Annotated in this window: 17 protein-coding genes; 12 read left to right on the top strand and 5 right to left on the bottom strand. The window is 68.2% G+C overall.

Annotated features, from left to right (window positions below; genetic code table 11):
• The first annotated feature begins 135 nt into the window (after positions 1–135).
• From CXY91_RS18670 to CXY91_RS18660, 3 genes are all read left to right on the top strand, one after another.
• The gene (locus tag CXY91_RS18670; RefSeq protein ID WP_100962716.1) at positions 136–876 is read left to right on the top strand and encodes an SDR family NAD(P)-dependent oxidoreductase; all 741 of its coding nucleotides are present in this window, start codon (positions 136–138) and stop codon (positions 874–876) included.
• 10 nt (positions 877–886) lie between these two features.
• On the top strand, positions 887–1705 hold the full coding sequence (locus CXY91_RS18665) for a sugar phosphate isomerase/epimerase family protein (protein ID WP_158673486.1): 819 nt from the start codon (positions 887–889) through the stop codon (positions 1703–1705).
• A 153-nt stretch (positions 1706–1858) separates the two neighbouring features.
• Complete coding sequence (locus tag CXY91_RS18660) at positions 1859–2548, top strand: GntR family transcriptional regulator (RefSeq protein WP_158673485.1); 690 nt, start codon at positions 1859–1861, stop codon at positions 2546–2548.
• 16 nt (positions 2549–2564) lie between these two features.
• Here the strand turns inward: CXY91_RS18660 and CXY91_RS30285 are convergent, their stop codons facing one another.
• From CXY91_RS30285 to CXY91_RS18645, 4 genes are all read right to left on the bottom strand, one after another.
• The gene (locus CXY91_RS30285; RefSeq protein WP_158673484.1) at positions 2565–2738 is read right to left on the bottom strand and encodes a hypothetical protein; all 174 of its coding nucleotides are present in this window, start codon (positions 2736–2738) and stop codon (positions 2565–2567) included.
• A 174-nt stretch (positions 2739–2912) separates the two neighbouring features.
• Positions 2913–3746, bottom strand: a complete 834-nt coding sequence (locus CXY91_RS18655) for a sugar phosphate isomerase/epimerase family protein (protein WP_100962713.1) — start codon at positions 3744–3746, stop codon at positions 2913–2915.
• Between the two features lie 42 nt (positions 3747–3788).
• Positions 3789–4646, bottom strand: a complete 858-nt coding sequence (locus tag CXY91_RS18650) for an IclR family transcriptional regulator (RefSeq protein WP_100962712.1) — start codon at positions 4644–4646, stop codon at positions 3789–3791.
• A gap of 4 nt (positions 4647–4650) precedes the next feature.
• Entirely contained in the window at positions 4651–5697 is a 1047-nt protein-coding gene (locus CXY91_RS18645) for a Gfo/Idh/MocA family protein (protein ID WP_100962711.1), read from the bottom strand.
• Between the two features lie 201 nt (positions 5698–5898).
• Here CXY91_RS18645 and CXY91_RS18640 point away from each other — a divergent pair, with 201 nt between their 5' ends.
• From CXY91_RS18640 to CXY91_RS18605, 8 genes are all read left to right on the top strand, one after another.
• Entirely contained in the window at positions 5899–7170 is a 1272-nt protein-coding gene (locus tag CXY91_RS18640) for an ABC transporter substrate-binding protein (protein WP_100962710.1), read from the top strand.
• A gap of 92 nt (positions 7171–7262) precedes the next feature.
• Positions 7263–8132, top strand: a complete 870-nt coding sequence (locus CXY91_RS18635; protein ID WP_100962709.1) for a branched-chain amino acid ABC transporter permease — start codon at positions 7263–7265, stop codon at positions 8130–8132.
• Positions 8129–10651, top strand: coding sequence for a branched-chain amino acid ABC transporter ATP-binding protein/permease (locus tag CXY91_RS18630; protein WP_100962708.1), 2523 nt, complete (start codon positions 8129–8131; stop codon positions 10649–10651). Before CXY91_RS18635 ends, CXY91_RS18630 begins: the two co-directional genes overlap by 4 nt.
• Positions 10652–10732: 81 nt before the next feature.
• Entirely contained in the window at positions 10733–11539 is an 807-nt protein-coding gene (locus CXY91_RS18625) for a shikimate dehydrogenase family protein (RefSeq protein ID WP_100962707.1), read from the top strand.
• Between the two features lie 9 nt (positions 11540–11548).
• Positions 11549–13285, top strand: a complete 1737-nt coding sequence (locus CXY91_RS18620) for an FAD-dependent oxidoreductase (RefSeq protein ID WP_100962706.1) — start codon at positions 11549–11551, stop codon at positions 13283–13285.
• On the top strand, positions 13282–15000 hold the full coding sequence (locus tag CXY91_RS18615; protein ID WP_100962705.1) for an FAD-dependent oxidoreductase: 1719 nt from the start codon (positions 13282–13284) through the stop codon (positions 14998–15000). Before CXY91_RS18620 ends, CXY91_RS18615 begins: the two co-directional genes overlap by 4 nt.
• 21 nt (positions 15001–15021) lie before the next feature.
• Positions 15022–15636, top strand: coding sequence for an NIPSNAP family protein (locus CXY91_RS18610; RefSeq protein WP_100962704.1), 615 nt, complete (start codon positions 15022–15024; stop codon positions 15634–15636).
• Between the two features lie 116 nt (positions 15637–15752).
• Entirely contained in the window at positions 15753–16592 is an 840-nt protein-coding gene (locus CXY91_RS18605) for a sugar phosphate isomerase/epimerase family protein (protein ID WP_100962703.1), read from the top strand.
• Between the two features lie 61 nt (positions 16593–16653).
• Here CXY91_RS18605 and CXY91_RS18600 read toward each other — a convergent pair whose 3' ends face one another.
• A complete protein-coding gene (locus tag CXY91_RS18600) occupies positions 16654–17655 on the bottom strand; it encodes a 4-hydroxyproline epimerase (RefSeq protein WP_100962702.1) in 1002 nt (333 codons plus the stop codon).
• 99 nt (positions 17656–17754) lie between these two features.
• Between CXY91_RS18600 and CXY91_RS18595 the strand changes: the two genes are divergently transcribed.
• Positions 17755–18789 carry an Ldh family oxidoreductase gene (locus CXY91_RS18595; RefSeq protein WP_100962701.1) on the top strand — a complete coding sequence of 345 codons (1035 nt, stop codon included), beginning with the start codon at positions 17755–17757 and terminating at the stop codon, positions 18787–18789.
• Positions 18790–18844: the final 55 nt, after the last annotated feature.

Here is an 18844-nt window from a genome sequence, read left to right as displayed (position 1 = left end):
GCCTCCCGCCATCAGCCGGCCTGTACCGGCGGCTTGACAACGGGATCGTTTCCTCAACAACTAGCCTACTAGAATGTTAGTATGTTGGATGAGTCAAGTGGGTAATCACCGGCTCGCCAACAGGGAGGAAGCGAGATGCAGGCAGCGGAAACGGCTCGGGTCGCGATCGTGACCGGGGGAGCGGGCGGGTTGGGCTTTCCGATCGCCGAGCGGCTCGCAGCCAAGGGGCACAGGGTCGCGATCTGGGATATCGATGCCGGCCGCGCCGAGCAGGCCGCGGCGAAGCTGCCAAACGCCAGGGGTTACAAGGTCGACGTCACCGATGCCGCCGCGGTCGCAGCCGCCACCGAGAAGGTCGTGGCCGATCTCGGCCCGCTCGGCATCCTCGTCACCTGCGCCGGCCATAACGGCCCGCTCGCCCCCTTTGCGGAGTATCCGGCCGAGGGCTGGCGCTTCGTCATGGCGCTCAATCTCGATGCCGTCTTCCATTGCTGTCAGGCGGCGGTGCGCGAGATGCTGAAGACCGGCTATGTCCGCATCGTCAACCTCGCCTCGATCGCCGGCAAGGAGGGCAATCCGAACGCAGTCGCCTACTCCGCCTCGAAGGCCGGCGTGATCGGCCTGACCAAGTCGATCGGCAAGGAGCTGGCGACGACGCCGATCGTGGTCAACTGCGTGACGCCGGCGGCGATCGAGACCGAGATGCTCAACCAGCTGACGCCGGAGTTCAAGGCCTTCGTCACCGCCAAGATCCCGATGGGCCGCCTCGGCCGGGCGGAAGAGGTCGCGGCGCTGGTCGGCTGGCTCGCCTCGGAGGAGTGCTCGTTCTCGACCGGCGCGGTCTTCGACATTTCCGGCGGCCGCGCGACCTATTGAGGATTTCGCCTTGCACCAGACTTACCCCCTGTCGCTCGCCTATCTGACTGTCTTTGGCTGCCCGCCGGTCGAGCATGTCCAGGCCGCCGCCGCGGCCGGATACGACGCCGCCGGCCTGAGGCTGATCGCGCCGCATGGCCTGGAGCTCGCCCATCCGATCGTCGGCGACAAGGCCCTGACCCGGCAGATCAAGACCGTGGCCGCCGATCTCGGCGTCAGCTTCTTCGATGGCGAGGTCTTCACCTTGCTGCCGCAGACCGATGTCGAGGCCTGGCTGCCGGTGATCGAGACCGCGGCCGAGTTCGGCATGCCGATCATGCAGATCACCTCGGAAGACCCCGAGGGATCGCGCGCCGCCGACAATCTTGGCCAGATCGCCGATGCCGCCGCCCGGCACGGCATCAAGATGGCAATCGAGTTCATGCGCTGGCGCGCTGCTGCGACGATCGAAGACGCCGCCGCGCTGGCGCGAGCCTCCGGTCGCGACAATGTCGGTATCCTGCTGGACACGCTGCACCTGTCGCGCTCGGGCGGCAGCCCGGCCAGCGTCGCCGCGCTGCCGCGCGAGCTGATGCTCTATCTCCAGCTCTGCGATGCACCGTCCGCGCAGCCCGCCAGCGATGCGGATGCCATCGCCGAGGCGCGCGGCGCGCGGTTGCTGCCGGCGGAAGGCGATCTCTGGCTGAAGGAGCTGATGGCACAGCTGCCGAGCGACATCTGGATCAGTGTCGAGACCCCGCATGAAAGCGTCGCGGGGCTGAGCTTTACGGAGAAGGCAAAGCGGGGAATGCAGGCGACGCGGGCATTCCTCGATTCACTCGCGACTTGACCACTTGCAACTTGACAGAAAGCCACCTGCCGGAAGACCGCTCTTCTGACTGACGCCACAGGATTGCGGATGCCCCTCGCCTTATTCGGGACGAGCCGGCATCCGATAGGGTCGAGGAGGTCCATCACAGTGGATGCAAGGCCACGAGGGCTTTTGACGGCGCGCGTCACCGAGCGATTGCGCCGCGCCATTCTCGACGGCGAGGTCGAGCTCGGCGACGCCCTGTCGGAGGACAAGCTCGCCTCCCGGCTCGGGGTCAGCCGCAGCCCGGTCCATGAGGCGCTGACGGCGCTGGAGCAGGAGGGCCTGATCGACATCCGGCCGCAACGCGGCAGCTTCGTCTTCCTGCCGACGCGGGAGGACATCGGCAATCTCTGCGAATTCCGTCGCATGGTCGAAGCGGAGGCGCTGAGCCTAGCGATGGCCCGCAAGCGTGACGAGACCCTCGCCGCGATGACGATTGCCGCCCGCAAGATGCATGAGGCGATCCTGGCCGACGATCACTATGGCAGCGCCAATGCCGACACCGAGTTCCACCTGGTGGCGATCGAGAACAGCGCCAACCCCTATCTGATCAGCGCCTATCGCCTGATTTCCAGCAAGGTCTCGGCGCTGCGCTCGCATCGCTCGACCGCCTCGGTGAAGAACGAGGCGAGCGCCGAGCATTTCGACATTGTCGAGAAGCTGGAGAACGACGACCTGCCGGGCGCCCTGGCCGCGCTCAACACCCATATCCTGAAGATGGCCAAGCGCTACGATGTCGAGCCGATGCCCGGCCGCAGGGCGACCGGCCGCGCGCCCCGCAGTTCCTCGCTCGACCAGTTCAGCCCGCTGCTGGATTGAGCCGCCAGCCGAGGCCTCAGCGCTGCCAGGGAATCAGCCGGCGCTGCAGCCATTGCAGGCCATAGGTCAGCAGCACGCCGAGCGCCATCACTACGACGAGGCCGGCATATATCGTCTCGGGGTTGCGCACCTCCCAGTGGTAGAAGGTGATGTAGCTGACGCCCTGCTTGGCCCGCACGAACTCGATCATCGCCGCGCCGAGCGCGATGCGCAGGACGGCAGGTTGGTCGTCGCGATGCTGCGCAGACGCGGCAGGTCGATCCTGAAGGTCGCAAGGTCCCGGCCGGGCTGGACGCGGTCGCGCCCGCGTTCAAATGAATTTGCTGATGGTGCCGTGCGCGCAGCCTGTATCGCGACCGCCGAGCTAGGCAGCTTTCGGCAGCTCCCCGTCGAAGTGCCAGCCCTGCGCCACCAGCCGCGCCACCCCATCGAGCAGCCCGGCGAGCGGCGCTTCCGACAGGATCTCCAGCGCCACCGGCCCGGCATAGCCCTGCCGCTCTAGCTCCAGCCTGATCGCGGAAAAATCGATGGCGCCGCTGCCGATCGGATCATGCCGCCACTGGCCGGCAGGGCTGTCCGAGAGATGGACGATGCCGATGCGCCCGGCGAGCAAGCGCAGGCCCTGCGCCGGATCCTCCCCGATCGCGAAACCGTTCGCGACGTCGTAGATCACCGCGATGTCGTCATAGCCCTCCTCGTCGAGGAAGCGTGCGATCGTCGCGGCGCTGTCGAGCAGCCCCTGCGGATGGTTCTCCAGGATGACGCCGACCCCAGCCCAGCGCGCTGCTTCCACCACCTGACGGAAAGCCGGCCGGAAGCTCTGCATCAGCCGATCATTGGCCTTGGCGAGCAGCGCGTGGCGCCGCCCGGAGCCGACGCAGACATGCCGCGCGCCCAGCTCGGCACAGCGCAGCGCCAGCCGGCGATAGGCCTCGACCGAGAAGGCGACGACCTCGGGCGCGGCACTGGCGAGGTTGATGTCGCTGCTGGCGAGATCCGCAGCCAGCAATTCGAGGGCATGGTCTTCGACGAGCCGGCGCAGCCGCGCGGTCCGGGCCTCGTCCTCGCGCCAGGGATCGAAATGCGGCGGCGAAGCCATCAGCTGGATCCGGCGGAAACCGGCGCCGGCCAGCGCCGCAACCGCCGCCTCCGCCTCCTCCTGCCAGACGAAACCGAAGGTATGCGCCGCCAGCTGCATTCTCTCACGCGTCCCTGCGAAATCTTCCTGTGAAGCCTTGCCTCAGCCGAAGAAGGGGCCCCGCGGCTGATGCGAGACCAGCGTCGGGCTCGCCCCCAGCGCGAGCGACAGTTCCCGCGCGGCACTGAGCAGCATCGGCGAGAAGATCAGCATCTTCTCCTCGGTCAGGCGGATATGCGGCCCGGCGATCACCAGCGCGCCGATGACCTCGCCGCTTTGGGCGCTGCGGATCGGCGCCGCCGTCGCGCTCATCCAGGGCGAATAGGTCTGGCTCACCATGCTGAAGCCGCGTTTGCGGGCCTGGCGCAGATATTTGAGCAAAGCGGCCGGCGTCTGCGGCGCCTTCGGGCCGAACTCCTCGCGCGAGCCGTAGCCCTGGCGCTCCACGATCGCGAGCGCCTCCTCCTCAGGCAGGCAGGAGAGCCAGGCATGGCCGCTGGCCGAGCAGGAGAGCCGGCCCGACTGGCCCATATCTGGGTCATAGCGCAGGCCGAAGGGCGAGCCTTGCGACTTTGCCACCCAGATCAGCTCGCGCCCATCGATCAAAGCGAGGCGGACCAGTTCGGCGGTCTCGCGCGCCAGCTGGTCGAGCACCGGCTGGGCGAGATCGGTGATGCCGCTGCCGGCGAGAAAACTGAAGGCAAGCGAGGCGATCTTGGCCGTGAGCTGGTACATGCCGTGATGGCGCTCCTGGCGAACATAGCCGCGCTCGACCAGGCTGGTCAGGACACGATGCGTCGCGCTGCGCGGGATGCTCAGCCGCTCGGCGATCTCGTAGAGCGGGAGCCCGTGCGCATGGGCCGCCAGGAGCTCGATCACCCCCAGCGTCCGCTCGAGCAGCCCGCTCGGAGCCTGATCGGCCTCGGCCTCTTCCGTGTCAGCGACGAGCTTCTTCGCCATGGCCCTATCCATCATGGAGTTCCTGGCGTTGTCTCTGGCGTGCCGCTTCGTGGACGGCAAGTGTGGCCCGCAAGGTGCGGGTCGCATCGGCGGCGTCGATCAGCGGCTTGGCGCCGTCGCGCACGACATCGCGAAGGTGACGCAGCTGACGCAGATAAGGGCTTTCGCGCGTGATCGGCAGCGTCTGCCGTGAGATCGGCGCGAACCAGCTCTTCTCGCCGTCATAGCGCCAGAGATCGAGCCCGGGCAGCGTCAGCGAGCCTTCCGTCCCCGACAGGAAATGCGAGGTCACCGGTGCCGGCTGCGCCGGATAGTTCGGCAACTCGCCCGAGGACAGGTCCCAGCTCCACGGCGCCACGGCGGTGTCGGACAGGCTGACCGTCACCAGCGCGCCATTCGCGAGTTCGAGCAGCACCGCCGCGGTGTCCTCGACCGGCAGGCCGCGGATGCGGTCGGAGGTGACGGCCTGGACCGCGACGATCTCTCCGCAGATGAAGCGGATCAGGTCGATCTCGTGGATCAGGTTGATCAGAACCGGCCCGCCGCCGGGCTCGCGCCGCCAGGCCAGATCGAAATAGGCGTCGTGCTTGTAGAAGGTGTAGAGCACCGTGGCGGTGGTCAGCCGTCCGAGCCCGCCGCTCTGCACCGTCTCGCGCGCCGTGGCGATGATCGGGTTGTAGCGCCGGTGATGGCCGACGAGGACCGGCAAACCGGCGCGGGCCGAAGCAGCCGCCAGCTCCTCGCCCTCTGCCACCGTCACCGCGACCGGCTTCTCGATCAGCACGGGAATCCCCTGCGCGATCGCATCGAGCCCGATCGGCAGATGGGTCTGGTTCGGCGTCGCGACGATCAGCGCCTCCAAACCACCCGCGGCGATCAGGGAGTGGTGATCCGGGAACCAGCGCAAACCACGCTCTTCGCAAAAGGCCCGGCCGGCCTCGGTCGGATCGGCGAGGCCGGCGACCACGGCGAAATCCGTTCCCGCGATCACGTCCGCATGGAGGCGGCCGATTGCTCCGGCCCCGACGATCCCGATTGAGAATGGCGACATGCCCCGGCCTCCTGCGTTGCGCCTCCTTATCCCGCTGGCGGGATCATCGGTCAAGTTATCTGGAACAAGATTCCATTTTTGAAAATAGGACTGGAATTTTATTCCATTTATGCTAGAGCATCGCCGCCGGCACGCATCGCGGAGCCAGCCAATCGGAGCCAGGCAAGGCCTCCGGGGAACGCCAATGCAGGGAGGGACGTCGTGACCGACTCAGACAAGCCGCAGCGGATTTCCACCATCAGGCGCCGGAGCCTGCTCCTCGGCGCCGGCTCGCTTGGCGCGAGCGGGCTCGTCTCGGCCCGGCTCGGCATGCCCTATATCGGCCACGCCGCCGCGGCCGAGCCGATCAAGATCGGCATGATCTGGGCCAAGACCGGCAGCATCGTCGACCAGTCGGAATACCTCGCCCAAGGCGGCATGCTGGCGCTTGAGCAGCGCAACAACACCCTGCTCGGTCGCCCCGCCGAAATCGTCTGGCTCGACGAGCCCAATCCGCAGGGCGCCCAGCAGAACGCCGAGCGCCTCGTCGGCGAGCACAAGGTCGTCGGCATGGTCGGCGGCGCACTGAGCTCCTTCGCATTGGGCATCTCGGCCGTGGCGAAGAAGGCCAAGATCCCCTATGTCGCCGCCAACGCCGCGACCGGCGACCTCACCGGAAAATCCTGCAACAAGTATACCTTCCGCCTGCAGCCGCCGGTCGAGGTGCATGTTCGCGCGCTCGCGCCCTATTGCGGCGAGATCGGCAAGAAGTGGTATCTGCTGACCGCCGCCTACGCCTTCGGCCAGGACATCAAGAGGGCCTTCGAGGCCTACGCCAAGGCGAACGGCATCACCATCGTCGGCGCCGACGAGGTGCCGGTCGGCACGCCCGACTACAGCTCCTTCATCCTGAAGATCCGCGCCGCCAGGCCCGATGTGGTCATCGGCGGCGTCGCAGCGAGCGACCTCACGACCTTCCTGAAGCAGTGGAACGAGCTCGGCATGAAGGGCCGTATCCCCTTCGCCGAGATCTCGGTGGGCAATACCGACCTCTGGGGCGTCGGGCCCGAGGCTGCCGACGGGCTCTACACCCTGACCTGGTACTACAAGAACCCGAACAATCCGCCGGAAGAGCAGGCGATGGCGGCGGCCTATGAGAAGAAATACAACCGCCCCGCCGCCGACAAGGCGTGGATGGGCTGGTTCGGCATGAAGAGCCTGCTCGACGCGATCGAGGCTGCCAAGTCGACCGAGCCGGCGGCGATCGTCGCCGCGCTGGAGAAATGGCAGGTCAAGCGCGGCGACCTCGATGTCCACTATCGCGACTTCGACCATCAGATGGTCAATCGCCTGCTGATCGCCGGCATCAAGCCGAAGATCACCGACAAATGGGACTATTTCGACATCAAGGCCGAGCTGCCGAAGACGCAAGGGGACATCGACAAGGCCTTCGGCTCGCAGGCCGAAAGCGCCTGCAAGATGGACGCGCTCTGACGCTCCGTCCAGCCGGATGAAGGACCGGCCGAGCCACGCGCCGGCCGGTCCCTTCCTCTTCCCTCGCCGCGCCCGTTCGAGGAGCGCCTGCCATGCTCGATATGATCCTGTCCCAGGCCGTGAACGGCCTGGTGTTGGGCTTCCTTTATGTGCTGATCGCCGTCGGGCTCTCGATCATCTTCGGGCTGCTCGGCATCGTGAACTTCGCCCATGGCGCCTTCTTCGCTGTCGGCGCCTATGTCGCTCTGGTGCTGGCGCGCGAATTCGGCTGGTGGGCGGCACTGCTCGCGCCCTTCGTCACCGGCGCGCTCGGCATGCTGGTCGAGATCGTGCTGATTCGCCATCTCTACGGCAAGGAGCCGCTGCTCGGCCTGATCCTGACCTTCGCGCTGGCGCTGCTGTTCGAGGCGGTGCTGCGCATGATCTTCGGCGGGGCGCCCCTGCCGTTCAGCGCGCCGCGCTTCCTCTCCGGCTTCGTCGAATACGGGCCGGTCTTGCTGACCAAATACCGGATGTTCGTGCTGCTGGTGACGGTCGCCGCTCTCGTCGCCTTCTGGGCCTTCCTGACCTACACGCCCTTCGGCCGGATCATCCGGGCCGGCTCGCGCGATGCCGAGATGGTCGGCCTGCTCGGTATCAACCTGCCGGTGGTGTTCAGCTTCGTCTTCGGCATCGGCTGTCTGCTCGCCGGCCTGGCTGGACTGCTCGCAGCCCCCCTCTGGACGGTGACGCCGACCATGGCGGCGAGCGCGATCATGCCGGCCTTCGTCATCGTCACGATCGGCGGGCTCGGCTCCTATGCCGGCGCGATCATCGCCGGGCTGCTCGTCGGCGTCACCATCGCCATGACCATCCAGTTCCAGCCGGAATGGGCCGGCGCTGCGATGTATGTGCTGATGGCGGCGATCCTCCTCGTGCGTCCCCGTGGCCTCTTCGGTGAAAAGTGGGAGCGCTTCGAATGAACGCCCGCGGCTTCCTTGCGCATCCCGCCCTCTGGGCCAGCCTCGTCCTCTCCGGCCTGACGCTGCTCTGGCTCAGCCTCGGCGCGCCGATCGGCCTGATCACCCAAATCGCGATCTACACGCTCTACGGCATGGGCGTGAACCTGCTCGTCGGCTATACCGGGCTCGTCCCGTTCGGTGCCTCAGTCTTCTTCGGCTGCGCCAGCTATGCCGCCGCCTTCTTCGTGCTCGGGCGGATCAGCAACGACGTCTTCGGCATCGTGCTCGCCGTGCTGTTTTCGCTCGTGCTGGCATTCGGGCTCGGCGCGCTGATCCTGCGCCGCAAGGGCCTCTATTTCTCGCTGCTGACGCTGGCCTGCTCGCAGATCGCCTTCGAGGTCGCCTTCAAGTGGACGGCCGTCACCGGCGGCGAGAACGGCCTGCAGGGCGTCGCCCGCGCCAGCTTTCCCAGCGACCTCTCCTTCCATCTCTTCGTGCTGGCCGCCGTCGTTGCCGGCATCTGCCTGCTCTGGCGGCTGGTGCATTCGCCCTTCGGCAGGGCGCTCCAGGCGGTGCGCGACAATGAGCAGCGCGCCCGCAGCCTCGGCTTCAACGTCTACCTGCTCAGGCTCGGCTCCTTCGTGCTGATGGCCGGCTTCGTCGGCTTTTCCGGCGCGCTGCTGACCTTCCTGCTGCAGGGCGTCTACGCCAATAATCTGAGCTGGCAGCATGCGGGCGACGCGCTGCTGATGACCGTGCTCGGCGGCGTCCACCATTTCCTCGGCCCGCTCTGGGGCGCGATCACCTTCATCATCCTGGAGAACCGGCTCTCGGCGATCACCGAGAACTGGTGGCTGATCTTCGCGCCGATCCTGATCCTGTTCGCCCTGCTCTCGCCGGAGGGCATCCAGGGCCTGGCCCAGCGCCTCATCGGCAAGCAGCGCTGGACCCTGACTCGGGGCAGCATCCCGCCGCGGCCGGCGCTGATCGAGCCCTATGTCAGCGCCGCGCAGGCGATGGATCCGGACAAGCCGATCCTGGAGACGCGCAAGCTCTCCAAGCAGTTCGGCAGCCTGGTGACGGCCAAGGAGATCGACCTTCAGGTCAAGCCCTTCGTGCTGCACTCGATCATCGGCCCCAACGGCGCCGGCAAGACCACCTTCTACAACATGCTGACCGGCGTATTGCCGCCCACCAGCGGCCAGGTCTTCTTCGAGGGCAGCGAGGTCACCCGCCTGCCGATGCATGCGCGCGCCCAGCTCGGCATGGGCCGCTCCTTCCAGATCCTCTCGATCTTCCCGAATCTCAGCGTCTTCGAGAATGTCCGCATCGCCGTGCAGGCGCACCGGATCGGCGCCCGCGGCCTGCTGCGCGATGCCCATGCCGATCAGGCGATCAACGCGCGAACCTGGTCGATCCTCGACGCCGTCGGTCTCGCCGACCAGGCCGCCGAGCTTGCCCAGGATCTGCCGCATGGCGCCAAGCGCCTGCTCGAGATCGGCGTGACGCTGGCGATCGAGGCCAAGCTGCTGCTGCTCGACGAGCCGCTGGCGGGCCTCGCCGAAGCCGACCGCATCGTCGTCGCCGACCTCATCCGCAAGCTCGCCCAACGCCACGCCGTGCTGCTGATCGAGCACGACATCGACCGGGTCCTGGCCATCTCGGACCGCATCTCGGTGCTGCATCAGGGCCGGATGATCGCCGACGGCAAGCCGGCCGAGGTCGCGCGCAATCCCGAGGTCATCGCCGCCTATCTCGGCGCCGCCCAGGACGGCGAGCGGGCGTCCGCCCCAGCAGTGACACGACGTGCGGGCGCGACGAGCCCGGTCCTGCTCGATGCAAAAGGCATCGCCGTCGGCTATGGCGGTAGCACCGTTCTCTCCGGGGTCGATCTTACCATCCGCGAGGGCGAGGCTGTCGCGCTGCTCGGCCGCAACGGCGTCGGCAAGACCACGACGCTGCGCGCGCTGACCGGCAGCCTGCCTCTCGACGCAGGCTCGATCAGCTTCGCCGGCACGGACCTGCGCAAGCTCAGGCCCTTCGAGATCAACCGGCTCGGCATCTCACTGGTGCCGGAGGGGCGCCGGCTCTTCCCCAACCTCACCGTCACCGAGAACCTTTTGCTGGCGCAGCGGCCGGGCGGCATCACGCTGGAGGAGGCCTTCGCTCTGTTCCCGCGCCTCAGGACGCGCCAGGCCGCCAAGGCGGAGAACCTCTCGGGCGGCGAGCGCCAGATGGTCGCGATCGCCCGAGCCTTGATGGTGCCGAGCAAGCTCGTCCTGCTCGACGAGCCCTTCGAGGGCCTGGCCCCGGCCGTGGTCAACGAGGTCATGGAAGCGCTGGTGAAGCTGCGCGGACGCGTCGCCATGGTCATCGTCGAGCACCATGCCGAGCTCGTGCTGCCGATCGTCGACCGCGCCTATGTGCTGGTCAACGGCCAGGTCGCCTTCGCCGGCGAGGCCGCCCAGCTGGAGCATGACGAAGCCTTGCAGGCGCGGCTTCTCGGCGTCGTCGAAACCCAGGACACTCGTGCGGCCTAAAGCATTTTCGAGCGAAGTGGACACCGGTTCGCGTGAAGAAAATGGGCCAACTCAAAACTGCTGCGGCCGGAGGACATCACCATGAGCATCACCATCACCGGCGCGACCCGCCTCAATGTCATCGTCGGCGAGCCGATCGCACAGGTGAAGTCGCCGGCCGGCATGACCGCCGCCTTCGCCGCGCGCGGCCATGACGGCATCGTCGCGCCGGTGCGCGTCGCGCCAGACCATCTCGCTGGCTTCCTGAGCGCGCTCGACCATGTGCCGAACTGCGACGGCATCATCGTCACCGTGCCTCACAAGTTCGCCTGCCATCGCCATTGCGCCAGCGCGACCGAGCGCGGCGACTTCCTCGGCACCGTCAACATCATGCGCCGGCGCAAGGACGGCGCCTGGCATGGCGACATCGTCGACGGGCTCGGCTTCGTCGGCGCTGTCAAGGCCAATGGCGGCGAGCCCGCCGGCAAGCGCGCCCTGCTGATCGGCGCCGGCGGCGCCGGCTCGGCGATCGCGCTCGCCCTCGTCGATGCCGGAGTCAGCGAACTCGCCATCCACGATGCCGACGCCGAGCGCCGCGACCGGCTCATCGCCCGCCTCGACGGGCGGGGCCGCACGAAGGTCATCGTCGGCTCGGCCGATCCGACCGGATTCGAGCTCGTCGCCAATGCCTCTCCGGCCGGCATGAAGCCCGGTGATCCGCTGCCGGTCGAGGTCGACAAGCTTGCGCCCGAGACTTTCGTCGGCTGCGTCATCACGGTTCCCGTGGTCTCGCCGCTGATCGAGGCTGCCCGCAAGCGCGGCTGCCCGACCTCGACCGGCAGCGACATGTACCAGGCGCTGCAGAGCGCCATGGTCGACTTCCTGCTCGCCGGCGAGCGCATCGGCTGAGGTTCTGTGATGTTCACGACGCTGGCGGCCCTGCCGGAACAGATCTCCTACGACGTCATCGTCGCCGGCTCCGGCGCGGCAGGACTGGCGGCGGCCGTCTTCGCAGCGATCGAGGGCCGCTCGGTGCTGGTCGTCGAGCGCACCGAGCACGTCGGCGGCACCAGTGCCCTCTCCGCCGCCACCACCTGGATTCCGAACTCGCTCCATGCCGAAAAGGTCGCGACCGGGGACTCATTTGAAAAAGCTGCTCGTTTCCTCGACGGCGTCGTCGGCAACCATTCCTCGGCGCAGCTGCGCGAAGCCTACCTGCGCGCCGGGCCGCAGGCGATCGCCACGCTGGAACAACGCACCGCGGTGCATTTCCGCCCCTATGCGACCCATCCCGACTATGAGTCGGATGTCGAGGGCTCGACCCTGCGCGGCCGCGCCCTCGAGCCGATTCCCTTCGATGGCCGCCAGCTCGGCGCCGATCTCCACCGTATCCGCCCGCCGATCCCGGAATTCACGCTGTTCGGCGGCATGATGATCGACCGCACCGATATCGGCCACCTGCTCAAGCTCCGGACGTCCTGGGCCTCGTTCAGGCACGCAGCCGCCATCCTCGGCCGCTACGGCTTGGACCGCCTCCGCGGCAAGCGCGGCACCCGCCTCGTCATGGGCAACGCCCTGATCGGCAGCCTGCTGCTGACGCTGAAGCAGCATGGCGGCACGGTGCTGCTCAACGCCGCGATCACCGAATTGCAGACAGGTCCTGACGGCGTCACCGGCGTCGTCGTCGAGCATGGCGGTGCGACGCGCGCGATCGCGGCTGGCCTCGCCGTCGTGCTCGCCGCCGGCGGCTTCAACCGCCATCCGCAGCGCCGCGGCGCCATGCTGCACTCACCGACGCCGGCGCTCAGCCCGGCCGCCCCCGGCCACACCGGCGCGATGCAGGACCTGGCGCTCAAGCTCGGCGCGCGCTTCGGCGAGGGCAGCCGGGACAACGCTTATTGGGCGCCCGTCTCGACGCGGACAAGGCCGGATGGCAGCACCGCGGTCTTCCCGCATTTCGTACTCGACCGCAGCAAGCCGGGCACTGTCTGTGTCGACCAGACCGGCCGGCGCTTCGTCAACGAATCCACCTCCTATCATCTGTTCAGCCGCGCCATGTTCGAGGCGAACCGGACGCGTCCGACCATCCCCTGCTGGATCATCACCGACGCCGAAGGTCTCAGGCGCTACGGGCTCGGCATGGTCAGGATGGGCACGCGCGACCTGAAACCCTTCGTCGCCGACGGCTATCTCGTCGAAGGCGCGACCATCGCCGAACTCGCCGGCAAGCTTTCGATCGATCCCGCTGCGCTCGGCGACACCATCGCCCGCATGAACGACCATGCCCGCAGCGGCGTCGATCCCGAGTTCGGCCGCGGCACAACCGACTATCACCGCGTCAACGGCGACGCCTCGCGCGGCCTGCCCAATCCGACGCTCGGCCCGATCGCGACGGCCCCCTTCTACGCGGTCAAGCTGACGCCCGGCGATATCGGCGCCGCCACAGGCCTCGTCATCGACGAGAACGCGCAGGTGCTCGGCGAGGGCGACCGGCCGATCGGCCGGCTTTATGCCTGCGGGAATGAGGCGCAGTCGGTCATGGGCGGGACCTATCCCGGCCCCGGCATCACCATCGGTCCGGCCATCACCTTCGCCTGGTGCGCGATCCGCCACGCACTCGGCCTGCGCCCGCCAGCGGAGCGCGCTGCGGAATGAGCAGCGACCTGCCCAGCTCCTGCGACCTGTTGGTGATCGGCTCCGGTGCCGGCGGGCTGGCGAGCGCCGTCACCGCGGCCGTGCTCGGCCTCGATGTCGTCCTGGTCGAGAAGGAGCGCCATTTCGGCGGCACCACCGCCTGGTCGGGCGGCTGGATGTGGCTGCCGCGTAACCCGCTCGCCCGCGCCGCCGGCATCGACGAGGACGAGGAGACGATACGCACCTATCTGCGCCACGAGCTCGGCGAAGGCTATGACGAGGCCTTCGTCACCATGCTGATCGAGCAGGGGCCGCTCATGGTCGAGTTCTTCCGGCGCGAGAGCGCGGTCGACTTCATCGACGGCAACCTGATGCCGGACTTCCACGGCAACGTGCCCGGCGCAGGCACCGGCGGCCGCTCGCTCTGCGCCAAGCCCTATGACGGGCGCGAGCTCGGCGCGCGCCTGCAGGACCTGCGCCCGCCGCTCGAAGAGATCGCGCCCTTCGGGATGAACATCGCGTCGGGCACCGACCTCCAGCATTTCCTCAATGCGACGCGTAAGCTCCCCTCTTTCCTGCATGTCCTGCGCCGGCTGGCGCGCCACTTCATTGATCGCGCCAGCCATGGCCGCGGCCTGCTTCTGGTCAACGGCAACGCCCTTGTGGCGCGCCTGCTCAAATCGGCCGATGATCTCGGTATAGCCTTGCTGAAGGAGACCGCGGCGGTGGAACTGCTGCGCGACGGCGAGCGCATCGGCGGCGCCGTTATCGAGCACGAGGGCACACGCCGGACAATCCGGGCGACACGCGGCGTCGTGCTCGCCACCGGCGGCTTCCCGCATGATCTCGCCCGCAAGTCGGCGCTCTTCCCGCATGCGCCGACCGGCCGCGAGCACTGGTCTGCGGCGCCTTGCAGCAATACCGGCGACGGCCTCAGGCTCGGCGAGGCCGCCGGGGGACATGTCCGGTCGGACCTCACGCACGCCGGCGCCTGGGCCCCGGTCTCGCTGGTGCCGAAGCCGGGTGGCGAGCCTGGCCGCTTCCCGCATCTGGTCGAGCGGGCCAAGCCCGGCGCGCTGATGGTGCGCCGGGACGGCAGGCGCTTCTGCAACGAGGCCGATTCCTATCACGACGTGATGCAAGCCCTCTTCGCCGCGACGCCCGCGGGCGAGCCGGCGCAAGCCTGGCTGATCTGCGATCACGCCTTCCTGCGCCGCTATGGGCTCGGCCGCGTACGGCCCCGCCCCTTCCCGATCCGGCCCTGGCTCAGCAACGGTTACCTGAAGCGCGGCGCGACGATCGCCGAGCTTGCGTCGGCCTGCGGCATCGATGCCCACGGGCTGGCCCGCACCCTCGACGCCTACAACGCCACCGCCGCCGAGGGCCGCGACCCCGAATTCGGCCGCGGCGATACGCCCTACAACCGCATCCAGGGCGCGGCCGACAATCAGCCGAACCCGTGCGTCGCGCCGCTCGGCCCGGGGCCGTTCTATGCAGTCAGGATCGTGCCCGGCAGCCTGGGCACCTTCGCCGGGCTGAAGACGGATGCGCAGGCGCGCGTGCTCGATGACCACGATGCGCCGATTCCGGGCCTCTATGCGGTCGGAAACGACATGTCGAGCATGATGGCCGGCCGCTATCCCGCCGGCGGCATCACGCTCGGCCCGGCCATGACCTTCGGCTACGTCGCCGCCCACCATGCCGGCGGCATCCCGCTCGCCAACAACCGTTCCTGATCCCGCGCCCGGAGAACCGCCATGCGCTATGACATCGCCACCCTCACCGTCCGCCTCGGCAAGGCGGGCGCGGTCGTCGCCGCGGTCGACGCCGCGCTGAAGGCGCCGGAGGCGAAGGGCCGCCTGCTCGGCTGCTGGGCGAGCGAGATCGGCACGCTCAACCAGGTCATCCTGCTGCGCAGCTTCGCCGACGAGACCGAGCTCTTGTCGGAGCGCCAGCGCCTGCTCTCAAGCGGCAACCCGTTCGGAGCCGGCGAGGACATCGCCAGGCTCGCCTTCGACAGCTATGCGCCCTTCCCCTTCCTGCCGCCGGTGCAGCTCGGCAAGCTCGGCGCGGTCTACGAGATCCGAACTTATATGCTGAAGCATGGCGGCGTGCCGGCGACGATCGCGGCCTGGCAGGCCGCCGTACCGGCACGCGTCGAGCTCTCGCCGCTGGTCATCGCCATGTACGCGCTCGATGGGCCGCCGCGCTTTACCCATATCTGGCCCTTCGCCAGCCTCGATCAGCGCGCCGCCGTCCGGGCCGATGCTGTTGCCAAGGGCATCTGGCCGCCCAAGGGCGGGCCGGAATGGCTGACCGGCGAGATGTATTCGACGATCGCGCTGCCGACCGCGATCTCGCCGCTCGCCTGAAGCATGATCCGGACAAGTGGAAACCGGTTCTCCGAAAAGATCCTGCTTCGCAAAAAGGATGAGAGTGTGCCGACGATTGAACCAGGCATCGGCGCACTCGAACAGGGATACCCGTCATGCCGCTGATGTCGCTGGCCTATCTCACCACCGTGCCGCTGAGCCCGCCCGATGCGGTCCGGCTCGCCGCCGAGCTCGGCTATGACGCCGTCGGCCTGCGCGCCCTCCCGGCAGCGCCGGGCGGCGACACCAGCCCGCTGATCGAGGATGCCGCGCTGCTGGCCGAAACCCGGCGCGCCATCGCCGACGGCGTCCCGGTCTTCGATGTCGAGATCATCCGGCTCGGCGCCGATTTTTCCGTCGAGGCCGTCAGACCCTTCCTCGATGTCTGCGGCGCGCTGCAGGCCCGCGCCGTGCTGGTCGCCGGCGACGATCCCGACGAGGCGCGTCTCACCGCCTCCTTCGCCGCCTTCTGCGCCGCGGCGGCGCCGTATGGCCTGACCGGCGACCTCGAATTCATGCCGTGGACCAAGGTTCCGGACGCCAGCACGGCACTGCGTATCGTCACCGCCGCCGATCAGCCCAATGGCCGCGTTCTGGTCGATGCGCTTCACGCTGGCCGCTCCAGCACCACGCTCGCCGACATCGCCGCGATCCCGACCGCGCGCCTGAGCTATGCCCAGCTCTGCGACGCGCCGGCCGAGATCCCCACCACGACCGAAGGCCTGATTCACACCGCCCGGCAGGCCCGTCTGCTGCCGGGCGAGGGCGGCATCGACCTCGTCGGCATCTTCAGCCAGCTCCCGGCCGAGCTGCCGGTCAGCGTCGAGGTCCCGCATCTCGAACGCACCACTGAGTTCGGCGTCCGCGAATGGGCTCGCCAGGCACTCGCAGCGGCGCGCGTCACCCTCGCCGCCCGCGATGCGGCAGTGGCCAAGGGCGCTTCGCTGCGGCGGTAAGCAGAGATGTTGCTCAGTAGAGTGCCATGCCCAGCATAGGCATGACCGCTGCCATCTCGCCCTATTTCACCACGAAGCCGTGCGCGAACGGGTCGCGGTCGTCGATGAAGATGGTGTTGTAGCCGGTCATCCGGGCCCAGCCGGCGATCGAGGGGATGATCGCTGGGCGATTCGCCACCGTCGTCGCCGCCTCGACCCGGCCCTTGAACAGCGAGCCGATGATCGATTCGTGCACGAACTCGTCGCCGACCCCGAGCTTGCCCTTGGCGGCGAGCTGCGCCATCCGCGCCGAGGTTCCGGTGCCGCAGGGCGAGCGGTCGATCGCCTTCTCGCCATAGAACACGGCGTTGCGGGCATGGGCGCTACCTTGCGTCGCCTTGCCGGTCCACTGGATGTGGGAGAGGCCCTGGATCTCCGGATGCTCCGGATGGACGAACTCGTATTTCGCGTTCAGCGCCGCCCGCAGCTTCGGCGACCAGCCGACCAGCTCGCCGGCGGTGTGGTCGGCCATATCCAGGAAGTTCTTCTGCGGCTCGACGATCGCATAGAAATTGCCGCCATAGGCGACGTCGACGACGATCTCGCCAAGCCCCTCGACCTCGGCGGTCAACCCTTCGGCATAGAGGAAGCCGGGGACATTGGTGAGGCGAACCTCCTCGACGAAGCGGCCCTCCTGGCGATAGCTGATGTCGACCTTGCCGGCCGGCGCATCGATCGACAGCTTGCCGGGCTCGCGCGGCGTGATCAGCCCGTTCTCGATGCCCATGGTGATCGTGCCGATCGTGCCATGGCCGCACATCGGCAGGCAGCCCGAGGTCTCGATGAACAGCACGGCGACGTCACAATCGGGCCGTGTCGGCGGGTAGAGGATCGAGCCCGACATCATGTCGTGCCCGCGCGGCTCGAACATCAGCCCGGTACGGATCCAGTCGAACTCGCGCAGGAAATGTGCCCGCTTCTCCAGCATGGTCGCACCTTCGAGGCGCGGGCCGCCGCCCGAAACCAGGCGGACCGGATTGCCGCAGGTGTGGCCGTCGATGCAGGAGAAGGTGTGGCTGGCCATGGTTCAGAGCTTTCCTCAGGCGCGCAAAGCCTGCTTGAAGTCATGTCGGCTTTCTGAATACAGCATGTATACAGATTTGCAACGAGCGGAGCGCGCGCCATGAGCGACACGACGATCCTCAGCATGGAGGCGCTGACGGGCCGGATCGAGGCGATCTTCCGCAAGGGCGGGTTGTCGTCGCGGCATGCGGCGGCGCTCGCGCACGTGATCGCGGCCGGCGAACGCGACGGCTGCAAGTCGCATGGCGTTTACCGCGTCGAAGGCTGCCTGCGCACCATCAAGGCTGGGAAGGTCTCGCCCGACGCCGAGCCCGCCCTGCATGACGATGGCTCGGCCGTGCTGCGCGTTTCCGCAGGCGGCGCCTTCTCCTGCGCCGGCTTCGAGCTCGGAGCCACCGCCCTCGCCGAGCGAGCCAAGCAGCTCGGCCTCGCGGCTCTGGTGATCAACGACTGCACCCATTTCTCGGCGCTCTGGCCGGAGGTCGAGGTGCTCGCCGAAATGGGCGTCGCCGCGCTGGCGATGTGCCCGAGCTACGCGACGGTGGCGCCGTCCGGCGGAATCAGCGCCCTGCTCGGCACCAACCCGCTCGCCTTCGGCTGGCCACGCCAAAGCGGGTACCCTTACGTCTTCGACTTCGCCACCAGCGTCGCGGCGCGCGGCGAGATCGAACTCTACCGCCGCGCCGGCAAGCCGCTGCCCGAGGGCTGGGCGCTCGATGCGCAGGGCGAGCCGACCACCGACCCGACCGCGGCGCTCGCCGGGGCGATGCTGCCCTTTGGCGGACACAAGGGCTCGGCGATCTCGACCATGATCGAACTGCTGGCCGGCGTGATGATCGGCGACCTGACCAGCCAGGGCGCGCTCGATTTCCTGGGCACCACGACGCTGGCGCCGCAGCATGGCGAGCTGATCCTGGCGTTCTCGCCCGAGCGCTTCGCCGCCGGCCGTCCCGGCGATCCCTTCGCCCGCGCCGAGATCCTGTTCGAGGCGATCGCCGGCCAGGGCGCGCGCCTGCCCTCGCAGCGGCGTTTCAAGGCCCGCGAGGGCTCGCTGGCGGATGGCGTTGCCCTGACAGTAGCCGAGATCGATCACTTGGACCGGCTGGAGGCGCTGGGGCTCGACGCGGTTGCGTGACCAACGAGAAAGCCACGGGTCTGGCCGGACTGTCAGCTCACGACCCGTTGCAGAC

It is taken from the genome of Allobosea sp. FBZP-16 (genome assembly GCF_002831785.1).
Taxonomy (GTDB): domain Bacteria; phylum Pseudomonadota; class Alphaproteobacteria; order Rhizobiales; family Beijerinckiaceae; genus Allobosea; species Allobosea lupini.
Note: the sequence above shows the minus strand (reverse complement) of the source record. Positions and strands in the feature narration are given on the sequence as shown.

What these genes read in the sequence shown, in the direction of transcription:
- CXY91_RS18670 (WP_100962716.1), top strand. Translation starts at nt 136, where the DNA reads ATGCAGGCAGCGGAAACGGCTCGGGTCGCGATCGTGACCGGGGGAGCG.
- CXY91_RS30285 (WP_158673484.1), bottom strand. Translation starts at nt 2,738, where the DNA reads ATGATCGAGTTCGTGCGGGCCAAGCAGGGCGTCAGCTACATCACCTTC.
- CXY91_RS18655 (WP_100962713.1), bottom strand. Translation starts at nt 3,746, where the DNA reads ATGCAGCTGGCGGCGCATACCTTCGGTTTCGTCTGGCAGGAGGAGGCG.
- CXY91_RS18650 (WP_100962712.1), bottom strand. Translation starts at nt 4,646, where the DNA reads ATGGCGAAGAAGCTCGTCGCTGACACGGAAGAGGCCGAGGCCGATCAG.
- CXY91_RS18645 (WP_100962711.1), bottom strand. Translation starts at nt 5,697, where the DNA reads ATGTCGCCATTCTCAATCGGGATCGTCGGGGCCGGAGCAATCGGCCGC.
- CXY91_RS18635 (WP_100962709.1), top strand. Translation starts at nt 7,263, where the DNA reads ATGCTCGATATGATCCTGTCCCAGGCCGTGAACGGCCTGGTGTTGGGC.
- CXY91_RS18630 (WP_100962708.1), top strand. Translation starts at nt 8,129, where the DNA reads ATGAACGCCCGCGGCTTCCTTGCGCATCCCGCCCTCTGGGCCAGCCTC.
- CXY91_RS18625 (WP_100962707.1), top strand. Translation starts at nt 10,733, where the DNA reads ATGAGCATCACCATCACCGGCGCGACCCGCCTCAATGTCATCGTCGGC.
- CXY91_RS18620 (WP_100962706.1), top strand. Translation starts at nt 11,549, where the DNA reads ATGTTCACGACGCTGGCGGCCCTGCCGGAACAGATCTCCTACGACGTC.
- CXY91_RS18615 (WP_100962705.1), top strand. Translation starts at nt 13,282, where the DNA reads ATGAGCAGCGACCTGCCCAGCTCCTGCGACCTGTTGGTGATCGGCTCC.
- CXY91_RS18610 (WP_100962704.1), top strand. Translation starts at nt 15,022, where the DNA reads ATGCGCTATGACATCGCCACCCTCACCGTCCGCCTCGGCAAGGCGGGC.
- CXY91_RS18605 (WP_100962703.1), top strand. Translation starts at nt 15,753, where the DNA reads ATGCCGCTGATGTCGCTGGCCTATCTCACCACCGTGCCGCTGAGCCCG.
- CXY91_RS18600 (WP_100962702.1), bottom strand. Translation starts at nt 17,655, where the DNA reads ATGGCCAGCCACACCTTCTCCTGCATCGACGGCCACACCTGCGGCAAT.
- CXY91_RS18595 (WP_100962701.1), top strand. Translation starts at nt 17,755, where the DNA reads ATGAGCGACACGACGATCCTCAGCATGGAGGCGCTGACGGGCCGGATC.